Annotated in this window: 20 protein-coding genes; 9 read left to right on the forward strand and 11 right to left on the reverse strand. The window is 63.4% G+C overall.

Going from position 1 to position 20,786, the window contains the following annotated elements; genetic code table 11:
* Window positions 1-12: 12 nt before the first annotated feature.
* From V5279_RS32350 to V5279_RS32365, 4 genes are all read right to left on the reverse strand, one after another.
* Window positions 13-1,323, reverse strand: coding sequence for an ABC transporter substrate-binding protein (locus V5279_RS32350; RefSeq protein WP_338691177.1), 1,311 nt, complete (start codon window positions 1,321-1,323; stop codon window positions 13-15).
* 227 nt (window positions 1,324-1,550) lie between these two features.
* Window positions 1,551-2,345, reverse strand: a complete 795-nt coding sequence (locus V5279_RS32355) for a dienelactone hydrolase family protein (protein WP_338691179.1) — start codon at window positions 2,343-2,345, stop codon at window positions 1,551-1,553.
* 80 nt (window positions 2,346-2,425) lie between these two features.
* A complete protein-coding gene (locus V5279_RS32360; protein ID WP_338691180.1) occupies window positions 2,426-3,184 on the reverse strand; it encodes a substrate-binding domain-containing protein in 759 nt (252 codons plus the stop codon).
* 144 nt (window positions 3,185-3,328) lie between these two features.
* A complete protein-coding gene (locus V5279_RS32365) occupies window positions 3,329-3,784 on the reverse strand; it encodes a hypothetical protein (protein ID WP_338691181.1) in 456 nt (151 codons plus the stop codon).
* 386 nt (window positions 3,785-4,170) lie between these two features.
* Here V5279_RS32365 and V5279_RS32370 point away from each other — a divergent pair, with 386 nt between their 5' ends.
* A complete protein-coding gene (locus tag V5279_RS32370) occupies window positions 4,171-4,722 on the forward strand; it encodes a TetR family transcriptional regulator (protein WP_338691182.1) in 552 nt (183 codons plus the stop codon).
* Window positions 4,723-5,153: 431 nt separating this feature from the next.
* Here the strand turns inward: V5279_RS32370 and V5279_RS32375 are convergent, their stop codons facing one another.
* The 3 genes from V5279_RS32375 to V5279_RS32385 all read right to left on the reverse strand — a co-directional run bounded on the left by V5279_RS32375 (window position 5,154) and on the right by V5279_RS32385 (window position 8,401).
* On the reverse strand, window positions 5,154-6,347 hold the full coding sequence (locus V5279_RS32375; protein WP_166305127.1) for a cupin domain-containing protein: 1,194 nt from the start codon (window positions 6,345-6,347) through the stop codon (window positions 5,154-5,156).
* 309 nt (window positions 6,348-6,656) lie between these two features.
* Window positions 6,657-7,358 (reverse strand): NUDIX hydrolase, encoded by a 702-nt coding sequence (locus V5279_RS32380; RefSeq protein WP_338691183.1) that lies wholly within the window; start codon window positions 7,356-7,358, stop codon window positions 6,657-6,659.
* 17 nt (window positions 7,359-7,375) lie between these two features.
* On the reverse strand, window positions 7,376-8,401 hold the full coding sequence (locus V5279_RS32385) for an ABC transporter substrate-binding protein (protein WP_338691184.1): 1,026 nt from the start codon (window positions 8,399-8,401) through the stop codon (window positions 7,376-7,378).
* Window positions 8,402-8,568: 167 nt separating this feature from the next.
* Here V5279_RS32385 and V5279_RS32390 point away from each other — a divergent pair, with 167 nt between their 5' ends.
* Window positions 8,569-9,018 (forward strand): cupin domain-containing protein, encoded by a 450-nt coding sequence (locus V5279_RS32390; RefSeq protein WP_338691185.1) that lies wholly within the window; start codon window positions 8,569-8,571, stop codon window positions 9,016-9,018.
* A gap of 225 nt (window positions 9,019-9,243) precedes the next feature.
* Window positions 9,244-10,569: a 4Fe-4S binding protein gene (locus V5279_RS32395; RefSeq protein ID WP_338691186.1), complete on the forward strand. Its 1,326-nt coding sequence runs from the start codon at window positions 9,244-9,246 to the stop codon at window positions 10,567-10,569.
* A 106-nt stretch (window positions 10,570-10,675) separates the two neighbouring features.
* Here the strand turns inward: V5279_RS32395 and V5279_RS32400 are convergent, their stop codons facing one another.
* Window positions 10,676-11,566: an SDR family oxidoreductase gene (locus tag V5279_RS32400; RefSeq protein ID WP_338691187.1), complete on the reverse strand. Its 891-nt coding sequence runs from the start codon at window positions 11,564-11,566 to the stop codon at window positions 10,676-10,678.
* Between the two features lie 91 nt (window positions 11,567-11,657).
* Between V5279_RS32400 and V5279_RS32405 the strand changes: the two genes are divergently transcribed.
* Both V5279_RS32405 and V5279_RS32410 read left to right on the forward strand, forming a co-directional pair.
* Complete coding sequence (locus V5279_RS32405; RefSeq protein WP_338691188.1) at window positions 11,658-12,542, forward strand: helix-turn-helix transcriptional regulator; 885 nt, start codon at window positions 11,658-11,660, stop codon at window positions 12,540-12,542.
* Window positions 12,543-12,606: 64 nt separating this feature from the next.
* Entirely contained in the window at window positions 12,607-13,104 is a 498-nt protein-coding gene (locus V5279_RS32410; RefSeq protein ID WP_338691189.1) for a GNAT family N-acetyltransferase, read from the forward strand.
* 569 nt (window positions 13,105-13,673) lie between these two features.
* On the opposite strand, the gene V5279_RS32415 is transcribed toward V5279_RS32410, so the two are convergent.
* Entirely contained in the window at window positions 13,674-14,459 is a 786-nt protein-coding gene (locus V5279_RS32415) for an ABC transporter permease (protein ID WP_338691191.1), read from the reverse strand.
* Window positions 14,459-15,274 (reverse strand): ABC transporter ATP-binding protein, encoded by an 816-nt coding sequence (locus tag V5279_RS32420; RefSeq protein WP_338691192.1) that lies wholly within the window; start codon window positions 15,272-15,274, stop codon window positions 14,459-14,461. Before V5279_RS32420 ends, V5279_RS32415 begins: the two co-directional genes overlap by 1 nt.
* Window positions 15,275-15,461: 187 nt before the next feature.
* Here V5279_RS32420 and V5279_RS32425 point away from each other — a divergent pair, with 187 nt between their 5' ends.
* Window positions 15,462-16,385, forward strand: coding sequence for a 2-dehydropantoate 2-reductase (locus tag V5279_RS32425; protein ID WP_338691193.1), 924 nt, complete (start codon window positions 15,462-15,464; stop codon window positions 16,383-16,385).
* On the opposite strand, the gene V5279_RS32430 is transcribed toward V5279_RS32425, so the two are convergent.
* On the reverse strand, window positions 16,361-17,182 hold the full coding sequence (locus V5279_RS32430; protein ID WP_338691194.1) for an IclR family transcriptional regulator: 822 nt from the start codon (window positions 17,180-17,182) through the stop codon (window positions 16,361-16,363). The two genes, V5279_RS32425 and V5279_RS32430, sit on opposite strands and share 25 nt — an antisense overlap.
* Window positions 17,183-17,311: 129 nt before the next feature.
* Here V5279_RS32430 and V5279_RS32435 point away from each other — a divergent pair, with 129 nt between their 5' ends.
* From V5279_RS32435 to V5279_RS32445, 3 genes are read left to right on the forward strand one after another with little or no spacing between them, the layout of a single operon-like run.
* Window positions 17,312-18,547, forward strand: a complete 1,236-nt coding sequence (locus V5279_RS32435) for an ABC transporter substrate-binding protein (protein ID WP_414645859.1) — start codon at window positions 17,312-17,314, stop codon at window positions 18,545-18,547.
* 56 nt (window positions 18,548-18,603) lie between these two features.
* Window positions 18,604-19,953 carry an aromatic ring-hydroxylating dioxygenase subunit alpha gene (locus V5279_RS32440; protein ID WP_338691197.1) on the forward strand — a complete coding sequence of 450 codons (1,350 nt, stop codon included), beginning with the start codon at window positions 18,604-18,606 and terminating at the stop codon, window positions 19,951-19,953.
* A complete protein-coding gene (locus V5279_RS32445) occupies window positions 19,950-20,756 on the forward strand; it encodes an SDR family oxidoreductase (RefSeq protein WP_338691198.1) in 807 nt (268 codons plus the stop codon). The genes V5279_RS32440 and V5279_RS32445 overlap by 4 nt, the downstream gene beginning before the upstream one ends.
* Window positions 20,757-20,786 lie beyond the last annotated feature (30 nt).

The following is a 20,786-nucleotide window of genomic DNA, read 5'->3' on the forward strand; positions in this document are numbered from 1 at the left end:
TTCGCAGCCGAATTATTTGTAGCTGTAGGTGGTGCCGGCCGGCAGCGGCAGCTCGGTCTCGCGCTGCATCTGGCTCTTCGGCCACACCACATAGGATTTGTCGTCGATATATTGCAGCACCACCGGGAACGAGCGCTCGTTCTGCCCGGCGTACTGCTCGCCCTCGCCGAAGAACTTCACGCCGTAGCCGAGCATGGTGCCGCCCTCGGGAATGTCGGTGTCGAGCGCGGCCTTGCGCAGCGCATCCGGATCGACGCCGCCATATTTCTTGATCGCGCGCGGCAGCACGTCGTCGAAGAACACATAGGCGTTGGAGGCGCCGATGCCGACATGGGCGGAGCGGATCGGCACGCCCGGCTTGAGCTTATCGAATTCCTCGCCGACCATCTTGATGACCGGCGGAAGCTTGGGATCCATGCCCTTCTGGTTGGCGAGCCAGATCGAGATCGGGTCGGTGTTGAAGAGATAGTTGGCGTCGGCGCCAAGGCCTTCCTTGAGCTTCTCGTAGACGCCATAGCCCGCGCCATGGCCGACGATGGCGCCGAACTTCAGCCCCTGCTCGCGCGCCTGGCGGAATAACAGGGTAATGTCCGGATTGTAGCCGGTGTGGAAGATCACGTCGGGCTTGGCGCGCTTCAGCTTGGTGACCAGCGCCGACAAATCGGGCGCGGTCGCCGAATAGCCCTCCTTGAGCACGATGTTGAAGCCGGCCTTCTTCGCGCCGGCCTCATTGCCCTTGGCGACGTCGACGCCATAGGCGCCGTCCTCATGGATGATCGCGACGCGGAGGTCCTTCGGCTCCTTGCCGAACTTGGACATCGAATATTGCGCGATGAAGTCGGTCGTCATCATGCCGTACTGGTTGCCGGCGGCCTGCGGACGGAACACGTATTTGTAGTTCTTGCCGTCGAACACGCCCGAGGAGATGCAGGTCGTGATCCACATGAACCTCTTCATCTGCTCGACCCGGGCCGAGACCGGCACGCATTGCGCCGAGGAGAAGAAGCCCATCACCAGGTCGACCTTCTCCTGCTCGAGCAGGCGGACGGCCTCGTTGATGGCGATGTCGGGCTTGCTCTGCGCGTCGGCATAGACCGCCTCGACCTTGTAGCCCTCGACGCCGGTCTTGACGTAATGGTCGAGCATGATCTTGACGCCGGTATATTGCAGCTCGGAGCCGCCGCCGGCGAGCGGGCCGGTCAGATCGAAGATCACGCCGATCTTGATCTTCTTGTCCTGCGCATGGGCGGCATTGGCCACGCCGAGCGCCGCAATCGCGACAGACAGACCCGCGAGCCAGCGGACAGCCCTCCTGACCGGCATGAATCCCTCCCCAGAGATTGTGCACTGCATTTTTTGTTTTCGTGCGGCCCTATCACAGGGGGAGCGGCCGATGATGTCAAGCGCGATGGCTGCGTCGCCACGGCGCAGGCCTGCGTAAACTTTCGGCGGAGCATCGCGGACGCGCGGCGCCGGCGCGGGTGCTCATCAAACCCGCGGCCGCTTTGCCCTCAAATCAAAAAAGGCCACCCTGTGGGTGGCCTTTTGGTTCACTTTTGCAGGCTTGCGGCGAACAGCTTGGCGGCTTCGGCCTTCGATTCCTGATCGGCCTTGGCATCGTATCTGAGCGGCAAATTGAACTTCTTGCCGAGTTCTGTGGCTTCGGGGTTGGTGAACGCGTGCACAGCGCCGGGATACTCGATGATCCGGTAATCGGCCTTCGCCGCGTCGAAATCCTTCTTCAGCGCATCGTACTGCTCGAGCTTCACGAACGGGTCGTCCGCGCCGTTCAGAATGAGGATCTTCGCCTTGACCGTTCCCGGCGCCGGCGCCGGCGTGTTGAGACCAAGTGTTGCGTGAAAGCCCGCAACGGCGGCGAGATCAGCGCCGGTGCGCGCCATGTTCAGCACCACCGCGCCGCCGAAGCAGTAACCGACGGCGCCGATCCGCTGCGGATTGACCGAGGCCTGCTTGGCGAGCTGCTCGCGCGCGGCGTTGAAGCGCTGCTCCATCACCTTCGGGTTCTTCATCACCGACCCCGAGAGCGCGCCGGCGTCCTTCGGGTTGTCGGCGGTCTTGGCGTCGCCGTACATGTCCGCGATGAAGGCCGTGTAGCCCTGCTCCGCGAACTTCCGCGCCTCACTATGGATATGCGGGGTGATGCCCCACCATTCGTGCACCATGATGATGCCGGGCCGCTTGGCCTGGGTGGCGTCGTCGTAGACGACGAAGCCCTTCATCGTGGTCTCGCCGTCCGTGTAGGTGACCGGCTCTTCCTTCACTGCTGCGTGTGCGCTCGCGACCATTGCGATGGCGCAAAGTGCTCCCATTATGTCTGTTCGCATGTTTGACCTCCTGCGGGTTTGGCACAACACTACATTGGCATGCCAACGATTCCTGCGCTAGGCTCTGCAGGCAGTGTTCGCTAGGGCCGCGCCATGCCCGCCCGCTTGATTGCCGCGTGCATGATATCGCTGTCCGAGGAAAGAAAATCGATCAGGCGCCTGGCTGCTTCCGCCGCCTTGGAGTCGCTGACCACAGCGGCTGTGAAGGTTTGGACAAGCTGAAGATCTGGCGGCAGCAGACCAACCAGTTCAATGCCGGGCTCTTGGACCAGTTCGCTGGTCGGGCCTATCGAGAGATTTGCCTTGCCGGCCCTGAGCGCTTCGGCCGCCTCAGTGCCACGCGCCTCCAGGGTGAGCCTGACCGAGTCCGGCAAATTCAGCTTTGGGAAGACCTTGTCGCGGAAATATTGTCCGCTCGTGCTGCTCGGCGCCACAATCTGGCCTGCGTCGATCAAGGCTTTCCTGAGCGCGAGATCATTGCCGATATCCGGCTTGGGCGAGCCTGCCCGAACCGCGGCGGCCAGAGGCGCCGTCGCCAAACCGGTTTCGGATCCCGCACGAATCCGCCCGTCTTCGTTGAGCTTTCGAAGTCCCTCTCGCGACAGGATCACCACGTCCGCTTTGATGCCGTGGGCAAGCTGATGCCTGATCGTCTTCGGACCGGTGCCCTCCGACGCACCTGATCCGGTTTCCACCCTGATGCCCGTGCTTCGCTCGAATTCAGCAAGAACTTCCCGGTAAACCGCGGCGAAACCGCCGGAAATGATGACCTTGATCGTCGCGGGGGTGTCGGAGATTGCCGGCGTCGATGCCGCAGCAGTGGCGGGTTGCTCGATCATTGCATCTTCCTTGCTTACTGAGGCGAAACTAGCATTACCGGGCTGACCGACAAGGTTTGGTGACTCGCCGGCCTGTCGGTCGGCTCCTCTATCAGAAGCGGGCACCAGACCGAATACAGAGCATGGCCGCTCGGGGTTTCGGGACTAGTCCACCGAGAAAAGAAAAGGACTGACTGAAACGAGCGGCGTTCCGTCGGTCGTTTGCCTCACTCTAAACTCTATTTCTTTTTCCGCGCTCGTGTCCAAAACGCTGACAGACAGTATCGCAATGCACGTGACTTCTCGCGTTGCCTTGTCCCTTGACTTCACGAGTATCGTGCCATCCAGGCTGTAGACAGCGCTTTTCTTTGCACCGTCCAAAATCGCCGATTTTTCAGTTTCCGATTTCGCAGCATTCATCATTGCGTCAAGTGAACTTGAGTATTTGAGGGTAAAAGTCACCAGCTTGTTGTTTTGATCGTCCGAAAATGTCTTGAGTACCGAACTGCGGGCATCCGAAGAACGACACTCCTGCTCCGCCATCTGGTCCGCCGCTTCTCCACAGCCACTCAACAACAGCAGCAGAACGAAGCGTGTCAGAAGCGCCTGCCCTTCCCTCATAGGTCTCATTGGATTGCCCGCGTCGGATTGCCTCGATACGCTTTGCGCCAGACCGACGACAGAGCGACACCGTGGGCAGATTATTGCGCTGGAATTTCGGTCGGCTGAGCCGTTGCACAGCCTCGGTCCAAAGCGGACCATCCGGGCGCCTCAACAGTCGGATTCCGCTTGCGGTCTGTGCCGAACACCTCATCAAAGCGCCGGTCCACGGTACTTGAATTCGGCGGCATGGAGCTTCACGAAATCGCGCGTGTTCACGGGTGCTTCGCCGTGAGCTTGTACATGGTGTCAATCAGTTTCGCGGAAAGAGCCATTTGCCTGCTCCTGGGGACGGGTTTATTATTTAGACGACGTATAATTTATACATTGTAAAAGCAAGAGGGCCAATGCCGAGAACTGCCGATCCGGAGCTGCCTCACAGGATCTTGAAGGCCGCCGACACGCTGTGGCAGTCGGGCGGCGAGGAGGCCGTGACGATCCGCGGCGTGGCGGCAGAAGCAGCCACCACGACGCCGACGGTCTATAGCTACTACGCCGACCGGGAGGCGTTGCTGACGGCGTTGCGCACGCTGGCCTTTCAGCGCTTCTCGGCCTACCTCGCAAAATCCCGCGACTTTCAGGACACCTGCGTACGACATCTCGAGTTCGGCAGCACCCACCCGCGCGATTATGAATTGCTCTACGGGCGTGGCTGGATGGAGCGCGTCACAACGAGTGCGCAGGCCGGCGAGATCGAACGATACACCACCCATATCGTGCGCGCCGGTGTCGACGAAAGCAGGGCCGCGCACGTCGCCTATCCGATCATCATGATGCTGCACGGCGTGGTGATGCATCGGCTGTTGAACAAGAAGCCGGGTCCCCTCGGCCGGACGATTGCTGCAGCCTGCCTCGACGCCTGCATGACGCTGCTCGAAAGCGCGCGGCAGGAGAAATAGCAGATTGCGATTTAGAACCGCGGAGACGATTGGCCCGATGCGCTGAAAGCCAGCTTCCGAACACGGCCGCAATGGGTCAAACGCGGAAGTCGGAGCGCGCAACCGTGACGTCCGCTTCACCCCCGACGCCGGACTTTCGATAGCAAGCGCTACGCTTCCGAAAAGGGCCATGAGCCGACTCATCCAATGCAGCAAACAGCACTCTTACTTGATCACCTCATCGATATTAAGATCGCTCGCCTCCGTTCCCGGCATTGGTGAGCGCTGGGCTGCAACGTTTTCGGTGTTGGTCGGTTCATGTCGGGGCGATCTCCGTAAATGCCGCGCTGCAGAAGTGGCGCAGCTCATCAACGGATCGACACAAAAATTTAGTTCGGGCCCTTCGCGGTTAGAAGCTCCGTGTCCCGATTGCTGCTGTGGACCCTCACCCACTACCGCCCATCTGATCGCGCCGATTTGTCAGGGCCGCTGGCGCTCGCGAGAAACACGTCGTGCTTGGGAAACTTCTCGAATAATTCCGGCGGTTGCGCGAAATTGACGGCGAGCACGTCAGCGGGGTTGCCGGCAATCCACTGCGACAGATTGATCGTCTCGTAAGTGCCAGTGTTGAACCCGATCAGGATGCGCGCAGGCGTATTGCCAACATTTTCGATCGAGTGCCCGTAGCCCTGCGGAATGTAGCCAACGTCGCCTTTCTCCAGCGTCTCGACGCGGAACCGTCCGTGGGAGCCGAACAGGGTGACGGACACCCGCCCGTCGATGACGTATTGCCACTCGTCCGCGTTAGGGTGCCAGTGCAGCTCGCGTAACGCGCCAGGATCGAGATCGAGGATGACGCCGGTCACAGTCGTCGAGATCGGGAACCGACTGGCATCGACGCGCCACTCCCGGCCGCCCTTGTAGACCCCGTGTGGTTCTTGGGCGAGCAAACGGTATTTGTGCGTCTGCGGCGGCAGATTTACGCCTTGCAACGGGGCGGCCGGCTGTGCCGGAGCGATTGCCCCGCGGGCAAAATAGACCTCCGTCTTCGGAAACGAGTCAAACGTCGCCGCGGGCACGCCGAAGTTCTTGGCCAGAAGAGTCTTCGGCGCGTGGCCGATCCAGTCCGTGATGCTGAAGGTGCCGAACTCAGAAAAATACCCGTTGTCGAAAATGAGAATAAAGTGGCAGGCCTGGCTACCGAGACACTGCAGCATGTGGCCGTGCCCGCGGGGAAAGTACCAGATATCGCCAGGCTCGAATTCGTTGGTCTCCGCCCGGCCCTGCGGATCGATGACCGTGGTGCGCACGCCGCCCTCGATGACGAATGCCCATTCGGCTGCTGTGGCGTGCCAATGAAGCTCGCGCATCGCGCCAGGTTCGAGCCGCATGGAGACCCCAGCGATGCCTTTGGAGATCGGCAGCTGCTTGACCGTCGCCTCCTTGCCGTAACTTTCGCCGATAACTTTTCCCTCAGATTTCTCCAGGGCGAACTTGAAGGTCGGCAGGTCATCGGCCGCGAGAAGCGGATCGGGGACGTTGTTCATGAAGCTCGGATCGCCGGCCAGCGCTGGCTTTGCTGCGGCCACAGCTGCCGCAGCAAGCGCTGAGCCGATAAGAACGTCACGCCGCTGCACGTTTGACATGATGATATCTCCATGATGGCGTTGATCGTGATGTACCGAAACCACGCGCCCGCCCGGCCATTCATTGCAGCAGGTTGCCCCGACACCTGATGTCGCACTACCGAGCGACCGCGGTAAGTTGCTGGAAATATTTAGACCGCTCGCGGGCCGGCGCCCCGAATGCCTTGCCTCCTTTTGATGCAATGTTACAACTGGTCTAAACCACCGTACAGGGGTGCTAGTGTCAGCGTCGGGTCAAAAGCCGTCAATGACGGACGATCCAGGCAACGACCGCTTCATCCTCGGAAGCGGAGCTTTACGCGTACGCGCCTACGCCGGAAGCTGCGTCTCGATGAACGCGGTGACGAAACGCGGCATTGCGGCTGTGAGATCGGCGCGGCTGCGCACCAGATGGATGCCGGCGAGCTCCGGATGCTCCTGCCGCGCGAGATTGGCCTCGATCCGCGCACGCAGCGCGTCCGCTGGCATGTCGACGCGCAGGATCTGCATCATCGCCAGCGCAACGCCGGTGTAGATGCAGTGCCAATCGGCATCGGCATGGCAATCCGCGGCGGTGAGGCCGGTCTCTTCCTCGAGCTCGCGCATCACGCTGCCGGCGATATCGACCGTCTCGCCCCTGATATCGTCGAGATCGGGCGTGCCGGAGGGGAAATAGATCCGGCCGGCATTCGCCGTGTGCTTGCCCATCACCCCGCACACAAAGGCGCCGTCGCTGGCAAGCAGCGCGCCCATGCCAAAACCATTGAAGATCTCCTTGTCCGGAAAGCCCCAGTCACGCCAGGCCAGGAAGCTCGCGAAATCGGTCTCGAAATAGCTCGCGCTGAGCCGCTCGCTGGCAAACACCGGATCGCGCCCGAGCAGGACGCGGCCGTTCCACAATTTCGGGTTCAGCCGCTGCTGCTCGGCGAAATGCGCGTCGATCTCGGCGCGCCGTTGGTCCGCGAAGGGCCAGGGACGCCGCTGCAATGCGAGGTCGAGCGCGGTGACGCGACAGATGAGTGGAGACTGCATGTCACTCGCCAAGTAGTTTACTTCGCGCTTCCGGTCGTCTTCTTGGCCTGCTCGACATATTTGTTGGTGTAGGTCTTGGTGACGTCGATGGCGGCCTTCGCGACCTCGGGCGAGCCCTCGCTGAACACCGCGAGCACGGCCTCCGCGCCCTTGGGATCCATCTTGCCGGTTTCCGAATACATCGGGATCGTGTTCCTCAGCGCGGCCAGATATTGCTCCTTGTTCTTGCCGACGAGTTCCTCCGGCATCTTGGCCATGATGTCCTCGGCGGAATGCGAATGAATCCAGGCCAGCGTCGCCATGATCGCATTGGTCAGCGCCTGCACCTCCTTCTCGTGGCCGTTGACCCAAGCGGTGGTCGAATAGAGCGCGCCGCCGGGATATTCGCCGCCGAACACCGCAAGCGTGTCGTGCTGGGTGCGGGTGTCGCTGAGGATCTTGAGGTCAGCGTGGCTGCCCTGCAGCACGGTGACGGAGGGATCGAGCATCACGGCGGCATCGATCTGGCCCTGCTCCATCGCGGCCACTGCAGTCGCGCCGAGGCCGACGCCGATCACGGCGGTGCCGGCCGGATCGAGGCCGTTCTTCTTCAAGAGATATTTCAGGAAGAAGTCGGTCGAGGAGCCCGGCGCACTGACGCCGACCTTCTTGCCCGCGAGATCCTTGATCGAATTGATCTCACCGGTGTGCTTCGGCGAGACCACCAGCACGAGGCCGGGATAGCGGTCATAGACCACGAAGGCCTGCATCTCCTGCTTCTTGGCGGCGATATTGACACAATGGTCGAAATAGCCGGAGACGACGTCGGCGCTGCCGCCGAGCACGGCCTTGAGCGCATCCGAGCCGCCCTTGAGGTCGACCAGCTCGACCGCAAGGCCGGCCTTGTCATATTCGCCAAGCTGCTTGGCCAGCACGGTGGGCAGATAGCACAGGCAGGCGCCGCCGCCGACCGCGATGGTGATCTTGCTTTGCGCCGCGGCAAGGCCCGTGGACAGGGTCAGCGCCAGCAGCGTTCCGGCAAGCTTGCCAAGCAGTTTGTTCATGACGTCCTCCGTTCGACCGGCCGGCAAGATAGAGGAGCCGGCGCGGCTTGAGAAGGCGACTTTCCGACAGCTGGTCAAGCCTGCGGCGGCGGCATAGCATCGCGGATACAAGGAAACGCCGAAGAAGCACCAAGAATACTTCAAGGGAAACACCAAGGGAGGTCTTCATGAATCGGATTGCAACCGCGCTGTCGATCGGCGCCGCCTTCGCCGCCGGCTGCGGCGTCACCCATGTGCTGCGGCCGGCGCTCGCGGCCGAGAGCATCACGGCGCAGGTCATCCACACCGGCGAGATGGAGGGCGACAAGCTCGGCGACGCCAACAAGGTCGGCTTCCGCTCCAAGATGTTCGTCTCGGCCGACGGCGCCACTGTCTCGATCCAGGACGGCAATGTGCCGAAGCACCTGCACCCCAACACCAACGAGATGCAGTTCGTGCTTGAAGGCACCGGCACGGTCTGGCTCGGCGACAAGGAAGTGACGGTGAAGCCGGGCGATCTGATCGTGATCCCGAAGGGCACGCCGCATGGCGGCAACAAGCCGAACGGCCGCGCCATCAAGTCGATCGCGATCAAGACGCCGCCGCAGGCGCCGGATGATACCAAGCTGTTGGATTGACAGCAGCCCCCTTCACGTCATTGCGAGCGAAGCGAAGCAATCCATCTCTCCCTATATGCGGACCGATGGATTGCTTCGTCGCTTCGCTCCTCGCAATGACAGCAGCTTACGGGCGCACGAACACCAGCAGCGGTTCCATCACATGACCACTGACAGATAATTCACTTGCTTCACGCCAGGCCGACTCATAATATGATGATAGTCATTTTATAGAGAGCCGGAACCATGAGCCTGGACGATCACCCTACGGTCAGGGCTGTGCGCGCTCGCAGCAGCCGGCACGTCCACGACGTCCCGGTTTCCTCGGAACTCATCAAGCGGATCGCGCGGGAGTGCAGCGCCGACGATGTCGGCATCATCGAGTTCGACCGGGCGGCCATCGCACCGCAGCGGGACTTCATCCGAAAGGTCTATGGCCGGACGCGCTCGCTGCTCGCGATCGCCTGCCACATGAACCGCGAGCCGGTGCGCTCGCCTTCGCGCTCGGTTGCCAACGAGGAATTCCACAGCACCTACGATCACGTCAACGAGACCGCACGCGCGATCGTTCGCGCGCTCGACGAACACGGCATCCCGTCCTGCAATTCGGTCGCCGCCTTCCCGATGGAGATGGACCTGCCCAGGATCATGATGGTCCAGCACAAGCCGATCGCGGTCGAAGCCGGTTTGGGACGCATGGGCATCCACCGCAGCGTCATCCATCCGAAATTCGGCAGCTTCGTTCTGCTCGGCACCATCCTGCTCGGATGCGAGGCGGATGCCTACGACCAGCCGATCGACTACAATCCCTGCCTGGAATGCAAATTGTGTGTGGCCGCCTGCCCGGTCGGCGCCATCAAGCCGGACGGCGGCTTCGATTTCCTGTCCTGCCACACCCACAATTATCACGACTTTCTCGGCAACTTCGCGCAGTGGGTGGAGAAGGTCGCGGATGCAAAGGACGCCAGGGATTATCGCGCCCGCGTTCCCCGCACCGAGACGCTGAATGTCTGGCAATCGCTGTCGTTCAAGCCGGGCTACAAGGCGGCCTATTGCATCTCGGCCTGCCCGGCCGGCGAAGACGTGATCGGACCTTTCCTCAGCGATCGCGACGGCCATTTCGCCGACGTCGTGCAGCCGCTGATCGACAAGGATGAGTTCGTCTATGTGATCCCGGATACCGACGCCGAGGACACGGTGACGCGGCGCTTCCCGCACAAGAAGGTTCAGCATGTCACCTCCGGCCGCCATACCGGCAGCCTCCAGGCCTATATCTTCTCGCTCTCGCTCGGATTTCAGCGCGGCAGGGCGCGCGGCCTGGATCTCGTGACACATCTGCGCTTCACCGGGGCAAGCGCGCTCGATATGACGGTCACGATCAAGGGTAGGAATCTCCAGGTGGTGCCGGGCCGGCATGTGGGAGAGGCTGGCTTGCTTGTTACCGCCGATACAAAGGCATGGTTAAGCTTGCAAAACCGCGACCTTACGCTTGCCGATGCGATCGCCGCAGAGCTGGTGAGCTACAGCGATGAGACATTGTTTGCGGCCTATATGCGGTGCTTCCCGCTCTGAGCCCGCAGCGTCGCTGCGTAGGGTGGGTTAGCGAAGCGTAACCCACCGTCTCTTTCGCCGCGACATGGTGGGTTACGCCTTCGGCTAACCCACCTTACTCTGCTTGCTACGCGAAATAAGCGGGATGATCGATGTCGGCGATCAGCCCTGGCTGCTGCGGCTGCCAGTCGAGCCGCGACCTGGTGCGGGCGCTCGAGGTCGGCACGTCGAAGGCCGCGAACCTGGCGAACCAACCGAAATGCTCGGCAGCCTCTTCAGGTGATTTTGAGACCAGCGGCACGTTGAGCCGGCGCGCGATCACCTCAGCGATTGCCTTGAACGACACGCCCTCATCGGCGACGGCATGGAACGGACCGCGTTCGACGCCGCGTTCGAGCGCAAGCCGGTAGACGCGGGCCGCATCAAGGCGATGCACGCCCGGCCAGCGGTTGAGTCCTTCGCCGATATAGGCCGAGGCGCCCTTCTCACGCGCGATGGCGACGAGGCGCGGCACGAAACCATGATCGCCATGACCATGCACCGAGGGTGCCAGCCGCACGACGGACGCGCGCACACCGCGCGATGCCAGCGCCATCGTTGTCGCCTCAGACGCACGCGGATAAGCAGACGAGGTAGGAATCGGCGGGTCCTCCTCGGTCGCGACGCGACCCTGCCCGACCCGCGCCACGCCTGATGTCGTGATGAACGGACGCTGCGAGCCTTCGAGCACCGCACCGAGAGTCTCGATCGCGCGCCGATCGGTCTCGCAATTCTCTGCGAACTTCGAAAAGTCGTGGTTGAAGGCGCAGTGGATCACCGCATCCGCCTGCGCGGCGCCGGTTCTGAGGCTGTCGAGATCCTCCAGCGTTCCGTAGTGAACCTCGGCGCCGGCGGCGGCGAGCGCTTCTGCGCCCTTGTCCGAACGGGTCATGCCGAGCACCCGATGGCCGGCGGCAATCAGATCGTCAGTGACGGCCGAGCCGACCCAGCCGGTCGCTCCAGTAACAAACACGCGCATCAGCAAGTCTCCAGGTTTGCTGGAGACAAATCTGGGTCGCAGCGCTATCGTGGTAAAGTAGTGACCTTATCATGGTATAATGACTAACACGATGATCAAGCCGCGCACCCAAGGGAATCTGCATGAGAAGCTGCATGAGAACCTGCTCGGCGCCTATCTGAAGGACCGCCGCAGCAAGCTCGATCCCGCGACGTTCGGCTTTCCGCCAGAGCGGCGGCGCACGCAGGGCCTGCGCCGCGAGGAAGTGGCGCAGCGCGCCAACATCTCAGCGACCTGGTACACTTGGCTCGAACAGGGCCGCGGCGGCGCGCCGTCGGCGGATGTGCTCGACCGCATCGCGCGGGCGCTGATGCTAACCGATGTCGAACGCGAGCATCTGTTCCTGCTCGGCCTCGGCCGCACGCCCGAGGTGCGCTACCACAGAAGCGAAGGTGTGACGCCGCGGCTGCAGCGGGTGCTCGACGCGTTGCTGCCGAGCCCCGCCGTGATCAGGACCGCGACGTGGGACATCGTCGCCTGGAACCAGGCGGCGACCGTGATGCTGACGGACTATGGATCGCTGCCGCCGCGCGAGCGCAACGTGTTGCGCTTCATGTTCCTCGATCCGCGCGTCCGCGCCGCACAGCACGACTGGGCAAGCGTGGCGCGCTTCGTCGTCGGCGCCTTCAGGGTGGACGCGGCGCGCGCCGGAGCTGCCGCCGAGGTGCAACCGTTCGTCGATGAGCTCTGCCGGCTGAGCCCCGAATTCGCGGCGCTGTGGCGCGACAACGACGTGCGAACCCATGGCGAGGGCATCAAGCAGCTCCGGCACCCGATCCTGGGCCCGGTCAAGTTCGAATATTCGGCGTTCGCGGTCGATGGCCGGCCCGACCTCAGCATGATCATCTACAATCCTGTCGACCCGGAGGTGGCGGAGAAGATCCGTGGGTTGATGGAGGCCGCGCCGGAGCACGAGCGCGCGTGGTCGATTGAATGAGATTATCCTCGCACCGACTGACGTTGCGAACATGGCAAGAACCGATAGGGCTCGATTTGCGGAGATGTCAGCAGACCCCGCCGTCATGCAACATCTGCGCCCTCTCCCGACACGAGAATCCAGCGATGCCTGGGTTGATTTCCAGATCGAGCATCAATCAACCCATGGGTTCTGCATGTGGGCCGTGGAATTGAGCCCTTCCGGGACTTTTGTCGGCGCGGTCGGACTGCTGGTTGTCAATTTCCCGGCCCACTTCACGCCCGCCGTGGAAGTTGGCTGGCGTCTGGCACGGGCTTGTTGGAGACAGGGGCTCGCCACGGAAGCAGGTCGCAAGGCGCTTGAATTTGGCTTCCGAGAGCTGGGTCTACCCGAGATTGTCGCGCATGCGAGCGTCCACAACACGCGCTCTCTTCGCGTCATGTCCAAATTGGGGATGACGCACAACCCGGCCGACGATTTTGACCATCCGCGCGTCAAGGAATCGGACCCGCTCCGGCGACAGGCGCTCTATCGCTTGAAACGCAATGACTGGCCTGGCACGGCCGAGCCGCCGCGTCGATGAGTAGCGCAGATCTTTTCAACTGCACGCGGCAGACGAACGGAGATGATCGTCGCCGCCTTTCACACCGCGAAACGCGAATTGAATCGCTCCCGCCGTACGACCTGTAGTATAATGCCCCACCCACCGAGCCAACGGTGGGATTTGGGAGAAGATAGCCATGAAAGCCTCGTTACTCCTCGCGGGCCTAGCTGTCGCGATCTTGTCGATTGCCCCCGCAAATGCCGAGAACAAACCCGCACTCGCTAAGCAGGCAACCTCGGGAGCACCCTGTTCCGTCTCCAGTAGCTGGCCCAATCCTACGCCAGTGGTTTGCTGGCCAGAGGGCGTCAAACGTTTCCACAACTTCAACGAATGTAGAGAATCCCTGCTCAAGTTTGGCCACGATACCAATGGCATTTCGTGGTGGTGCCACAGCCAGGGATACAAGACCTGACGGTTTCGCACCCAGAACGCGTGAGGCCGCCAACGCTGGCGGCCTCTTTTATTGCAGTCCGACGTAGCCAGCTCGCTGGCATCAGCCCAACGCCCGGATCGCGCTATGGAAGTAGGCTCGGACCGCGCGACACGTGCTAGTCCCGCGTGACCGCCGTCGGCCGCCAGACCAAGAGCCGCTTCTCGACCATCGTCACCGCCATATCGATCAGGATGACGAACGCCGACAGCACGAACATGCCGGCGAACACGCCGGCGACGTCGAACACGCCTTCGGCCTGCTGGATCAGATAGCCGAGGCCGGCCGCGGAGCCGAGATATTCGCCGACCACGGCGCCGACCACCGCGAAGCCGACCGAGGTGTGCAGCGAGGAGAACATCCAGGACAGCGCCGACGGCCAGTAGACGTGGCGCATCAACTGCCGTTCGTTCATGCCGAGCATGCGGCCATTGTCGAGCACCGTGGTCGGCACTTCCTTGACGCCCTGATAGACGTTGAAGAACACGATGAAGAACACCAGCGTCACGCCGAGCGCGACCTTGGACGAGACGCCGAGCCCGAACCACAGCGCGAAGATCGGCGCCAGCACGACGCGCGGCAGCGCGTTGACCATCTTCACATAGGGATCGAACACCGCGGCGACGCGCGGCTGCCGCGCGAACCAGAAGCCGACCAGGATGCCGCTGGCCGAGCCGATCACGAAAGCGAGGATCGATTCCCACAGCGTGATCGCAAGATGCTTCCAGATCACCCCGCTCGAGAACCACTTTACAATTTGGCTGAAGACGTCGACCGGATTGGAAAAGAAGAACGGCGGCAGCAGCACCTTGCCGAACACCGGCACGGTGGCAAACAGCTGCCACAACGCCAGCGTGACGACGGCGACCAGAATCTGCAGGAACAATAGCGTGACGCGCGACATCAGGCCGCCCCCGCCTGCGTCGACTGGACATAGCCCTTCATCACCTCGTCCTTCAGCACGCCCCAGATCTCGCGGTGCAGGGCATGGAAATCCTTCTCCATCCTGATTTCAGAGATATCGCGCGGCCGCGGCAGCGTGATGCGCCAGTCGCCGATGATGCGGGCGGAAGGACCTGCCGACATGATCACGACGCGGTCGGCCAGCGCGATCGCCTCCTCGAGATCGTGGGTGACGAACAGCACTGCCTTGCGGTCGGCGGTCCACAATTCCAGCAGCAGATTTCCCATGATCTGCCGGGTCTGGGCATCGAGCGGGCCGAACGGCTCGTCCATCAGCAGGATCTTCGGATCGCGGATCAGCACCTGCGCCAGCGCGACGCGCTTGCGCTGGCCGCCCGACAGCATATGCGGATAGCGGCCCGCAAAGGCACCGAGCCCGACCGCTACAAGCCATTTCTGCGCACGCGCGAGCGCCTCGGTGCGCGGCGTGCCTGATATCTCGAGCCCGATCGCGACATTGTCGATCGCGGTCTTCCACGGGAATAGCGCATCGGCCTGGAACAGGTAACCGGCGTCGCGGTTGAGGCCGCCCAGTGGCTTGTCGAAGATCCGCGCCGACCCGGCGACGGGTTTCAAGAGCCCCGCGGTGACATTGAGCAGCGTCGACTTTCCGCATCCGGTCGGGCCGACAATGGCGACGAACTCGCCATGCGCCACCGCAAGATTGGCCTGCTCGACCGCGGTATAGACGCGTCCATCCGCCAACCGAAACGCCACCGTCGCATTGTCAAGCGCGACCGCCGTCGGCTCCGTCATCCCCACCGCACTGCCTCCCGAACTTTGCAAGATGGCTTAGCGGTTTGGGCAGGCAAGTTCAACGCAGGAAGATGGCGCAGGACGCGCCGACGAGACTGCGCTCACGCCGTTTTCACGGCAGACCGGGTTGCGCATTGATCCGACATCGTCGAGGGTGCGACCAAAGTGACAGGCAGGAGATAAAGACATGCGGATCGCAGTGGTAGGCGCCGGAGGTGTCGGCGGTGGCTTTGGTGCGGCGCTCGCGCATGCCGGCGCCGACGTCACCTTTATCGCGCGCGGCGCCCATCTCGCCGCGATGCGCAGCGAGGGGCTGAAGGTTCAGGGCGGCCGCGGCGAAACCCACCTGGTCCCGACCCAGGCGACCGACGATCCCGCAAGCGTCGGCCCGGTCGATATCGTGCTGTTCTGCGTCAAGCTGTGGGACGTCGAAAGCGCCGGGGCGCACATCAAGCCGATGGTCGGTCCCGACACCGCCGTGATCCCGCTGCAGAACGGCATCGACGCGCCCGACCGGCTGATCCCGATCCTCGGACCTAACGCCGTGATGGGCGGCGTCGCGCAGATCTCAGCCTCGATCATCAAGCCCGGCGTGATCAACCAGGTCGGCACCTTCATGCGCATGATCTTCGGCGAGCTCGACGGCCGCATCACGCCGCGCGGCAAGGCCCTGCTCGAGCTCTGCCTGAAGGCCGGCTTCGATGCGACGCTGAGCGAAGCGATCAACACCGAGCTCTGGATGAAGTTCGTAGGCCTCGCCACCAATGCCGGCATGACGGCCGTGACCAGGCTGCCGATCGGTAGGCTGCGCGACGATCCCGATTTGCGGCCGTACTTCGTGTCGGCCTGCGAGGAGACCATCGCCGTCGCCCACGCCAGCGGCATCAAGCTGCCGCCGGATGCGCTGGAGAAGGTCCTCGCCTTCATCGGGCACGCGCCGCCGGCCATGAAGGCCTCGATGGCGCTCGATCTGGAGCGCGGCAACCGGCTCGAACTGCCCTGGCTGAACGGCAAGGTGGTCGAGCTCGGCCGCAGGCTCGGCGTTCCGACGCCGACGCACGACATGCTCTATGCCGTGCTGAAGCCCTATGCGATGGGCGCGCCGTCCTGATATCCGAGCAGGACTGAAATCTGCCGGCCCGCCGCGCGGACCAGCCTGGAAAATTCCAGCAGCTTCTGCTCATCGATGCGCGCGCTCGGTCCGTACAGACCAACCGAGCCGACGACGCTGCCGCGGTGATCGAAGCACGGCGCGGAGACCGCGACCGTGCCGGCGAAGATCTCGCTGTGGCTGGTCGCATAGCCGTTGCGCCGGGCAAATGCCAACGCTTCCTCCAGCCGCGCACGGTCGGTACTCTTCGGGATGGTGGCGAGGAGTGCGGCCTGCCGCGCCGGGTCCATGAAGGCCAGCATCGCTTTGCCGGTCGAGCCTCGGGTCAGGCTCGAACTGTCGCCGACGCCGCGGCTGATCGAGAGCACGTGACGGCTCTCGCATTCGAGGATGCAGATGCCGCGATCCTCCTGCATGCGAAACAGCGCGGCGGTCTCGCCGGTCGCCTCGCGCAGGCCTTCGACAACGGGGCGCGCGACCGTGACGACTTCCAGCCCCTTCAGCCAGACATGGGACAGCTTCATCACGCCGTGCGACAGCCGGAAGCGCTGCGGATCGCCTTCGGCCTGGATCAGGTCGCGCTGCGCCAGCGTCTGCAGCAGGCGATAGAGCGTCGGCCGGCTCAGCCCGACGCGCTTCTGGATTTCGATCACGCTCATCGCCGGTTGATCGGGCGTGAAGCATTGCAGGATCGCGATCGCGCGATCGACCGCCCGGACGCCTGACGCGACCTGCTCCGCGTCCGGTTCCGTGGCCTGTGCCGTGTCCTGCGCTTCCGCCTTCGGTTTCTTCGCCATCGTCCACATCCGCAAATTCCGCAGGGCGCGCTGCATCCAGCGCGCTTGACCAATCGGCCCGCGCGGATACTATCTCATATTATGAGAATTGTGTCCACCAAATGGACATATCAAAAGTCGACGGGAGGATTGCAATTGCTTCAGACAGACGCCTCGCGCAGATGGGCCGCCGCCACGATCGCCACGCTGATGCTCTCGACGCCGCTGGCGCATGCCGCGCCCGACGGTTCGGGCATCTCGGACGGCGTGGTGCGGATTGCGGTGCTGGGCGACTACGGCAGCGGCCGCGATCTCGGCGGGCCGGGCTCGGTGACCGCCGCCAAGCTTGCCGCTGAGGATTTTCACAACAAGGTGCTGGGCAAGCCGATCGAGATCATCTCGGCCGATCACCAGAACAAGCCTGACGTCGCGGTCGGGATCGCGCGGCAGTGGTTCGACGTCGAGCATGTCGACGCGGTGACCGACCTTGCGGTGAGTTCGGTCGGTCTCGCCGTTGCCGGGCTCGCGACGCAGAGCAACCGGACCGCGCTGGTCTCGGGCGCCGCGACCTCCGACCTCACCGGCGACAAATGCTCGCCCGTCATCACCCATTGGGCCGACGACACCTACGCGCTGTCGGCCGGCCTGGTCGGCGAGCTGGGCCGCCGCGTCGGCAAGGAATGGTTCTTTGTCGCGGTCGACTATTCGTTCGGCACCGCGATGGTGAAGGACGCCTCGCGCGCGGTGATCGATGCCGGCGGCAAGGTGCTCGGCGCGGTGCGCTATCCGTTCAACACCACCGATTTCTCGTCCTTCCTGCTGGCGGCGCAGAGCTCCGGCGCCAAAGTCGTGGCGCTGGCCGGCACCGGCGCCGACACCGTCAACGCGGTCAAGCAGACCCACGAATTCGGCCTGCAACAGGGCGGCCAGACCATCGTCGGCATGCTGACCTTCATCTCTGACGTCCACTCGATCGGGCTGCGCGACGCGCAGGGCATGTACATCGCATCGCAATACTATTGGGATGACGACGACGGCACCCGCGCCTTCGCCAAGCGATTCATCGAGATCGAGAAGCGCGAGCCGACCAAGCTGCAGGCCGCGACCTATGCCGCCGTGCGCCACTATCTGAAGGCGATCGAGGCCGGCGGCAGCGACGAGGTGAAGGCGGTCAATGCCGAGATGCGCAAGCTGCCGGTCGATTTCTTCGGCCGCCCCGCGCATATCCGCAAAGACGGCCGGGTCGTCTACGACCTCTCGCTCTACCGCGTGAAGAAGCCGGACGAGAGCAAATACCCCTGGGACTACTACCAGAAGATCGCTGTCATCCCCGGCGACAAGGCGTTCCGCCCAGAGGGTACCGGCAGCTGCAAGCTCGACAAATAGGACGCACCATCATTCGACGCGACGCAGCGTCGCGCAAGCCAGACAAGGAGAAGCCGATGCCGCTTCGCAACGATTTCGATCAGCTTGTTGACGTCAAGGGTGGCTTCATCAGCCGCGAGATCTTCGTGGACGCCGATATCTACCGGCAGGAGCTCGACAAGGTCTTCACCCGCGCCTGGCTCCTGGTCGGGCACGAAAGCCTGGTGCCCAATCCCGGCGACTTCTACACCTCGCGGATGGGCGAGGAGTCGGTGATCCTCTGCCGCGACAAGAAGGGCGAGATCCACGTCTTCCTGAATTCGTGCCGGCACCGCGGCATGAAGGTGTGCCGCTACGAGCAGGGCAACACGTCGCTGTTCACCTGCCCCTATCACAGCTGGACCTACACCACCGACGGCAAGCTGCAAGGCGTTCCGCTGCACCGGACGCTCTATGACGGCGTGCTCGACCGCGAGGCCAATTCGCTGGTCTCGGTAGCGAAGCTCTGCAACTACAAGGGCTCGATCTGGGCGACCTGGGACAAGGATGCGCCCGACTTCATCACCTATCTCGGCGACGCAAAAATCCATCTCGACCAAGCGCTCGACTGCCGCGACGGCCGCGAGGGCGGCTCCGAGGTGATCGGCGTCCACAAATGGGTGTTCCCCGCCAACTGGAAATTCGCCGCCGAGAATTTCCTCGGCGACACCTATCACAATCCGAGCCACCGCTCGGTCGATCTGATCGGCATCGGCCCGAGCGCTGCCGCCGGCAAGAAGGGCCGCCGCGACGACGAGCTGGAGAAGGCGCAGCACGTCTGGATCAGCTTTCCGGAAGGCCATGGCGTGCACAGCGCGATCCAGCCGGAGGCCAACGAATATACCGAGTCCTTCCTCGATAATCCGATCCTCGAAAAATACTTCCGGCACTGCTTCGAGGAGCGCAAGCGGCGGCTCGGCGAAGGAGCAAGGCTGCTGCCGTTCGTCGGCACGATCTTCCCCAACACGTCCTATCACGGCCGCCAGCCGCGCGGATTGTGCGCCTGGCATCCACACAGCCCGACCTCGACCGAAGGCTGGCGCTTCTTCCTGGTCGACAAGGACGCGCCGCAGGAAGCCAAGGATTATCTGCGCCACTACTACATGCGCTACTCCGGCCCGGCCGGCATGACCGAGCAGGACGATATGGAGAACTGGCTCTATGCGACCGCCGCGAGCACCGGCACCGTCGCGCGGCGCTATCCCTTCAACTATCAGCAGTCGATGGGCGCCTACACGAGCGACCATCCGCTCGGCGGCGATGTCTCGACCCAGGTCACCGAGCAGATTGCACGCGGCTTCTACCGCCGCTGGACCACCTACATGCAGGGCGGCGACTGGCACGAGCTGCTTGGATCGCCCGCAAGCAACCGGCAGGCCGCAGAATGACCGCGCCCCGAAAAACCGTCCTCGTCAGCGGCGGCACCTTCGGCATCGGCCGCGCGATCACGCTCGGCCTCGCCAGGCGCGGCCATATGGTGGTGGCGTTCGGCCTCGAGGCGCCGCAGGTCTCGAGCACGGCGCAGAACGCCATTCCGTCCCTGCGCGAGGAGCTCGATCGCGAGGGCCTCTCCGCCGAACTGATGGAAGCCGATGTGTCGCAGTCTCGCGACGTCGCGCGGGTGGTCGAACACGCCATGACGCGGTTCGGCCGCATCGACGGCGTCGTCAACAACGCGGCGATCGGCCCGCTCGGCACCGTGCTCGACACCGACGAGGCGCTGTTCGATCGCATCATCGCTGTCAACCTGAAGGGACCCTATCTGACCAGCCGCGCCGCGATCCCCCACATGATCGCGCAAGGCGGCGGCTCGATCGTCAACATCGGATCCGGCGCCGGCTGGGGCAAGCCGAACATGGCGGTCTACAGCGCGAGCAAGGGCGGCGTTGTCGCGCTCAGCGCGGCGATGGCCTACGACTTCTTCCACCAGCGCATCCGCGTCAACACCGTGATCCCCGGAGGCGGCGGGATCGTTAGCGGCATGAGCCTCGGCCGTGTCGGCGGCGATGCGGCGCGCTTCGGCAAGGGCGCACAGGGCACCGCGGCCGGGCGTGTCGCCGCCGGCGACGACATCGCCAATGTCGTGGCGTTCCTGCTGTCGCCGGAGGCGGAAACGCTGTCCGGCACCGTGATCGATGTCGGCTGCTTCGCCCAGCAGGGCGGACCGATTCCGCCCAAGCCGGCGCTGTGACAAGTCAGCGATACCCGATGAGGAGATCAT

Source organism: Bradyrhizobium sp. 26S5 (assembly GCF_036923295.1).
Lineage (GTDB): Bacteria > Pseudomonadota > Alphaproteobacteria > Rhizobiales > Xanthobacteraceae > Bradyrhizobium > Bradyrhizobium septentrionale.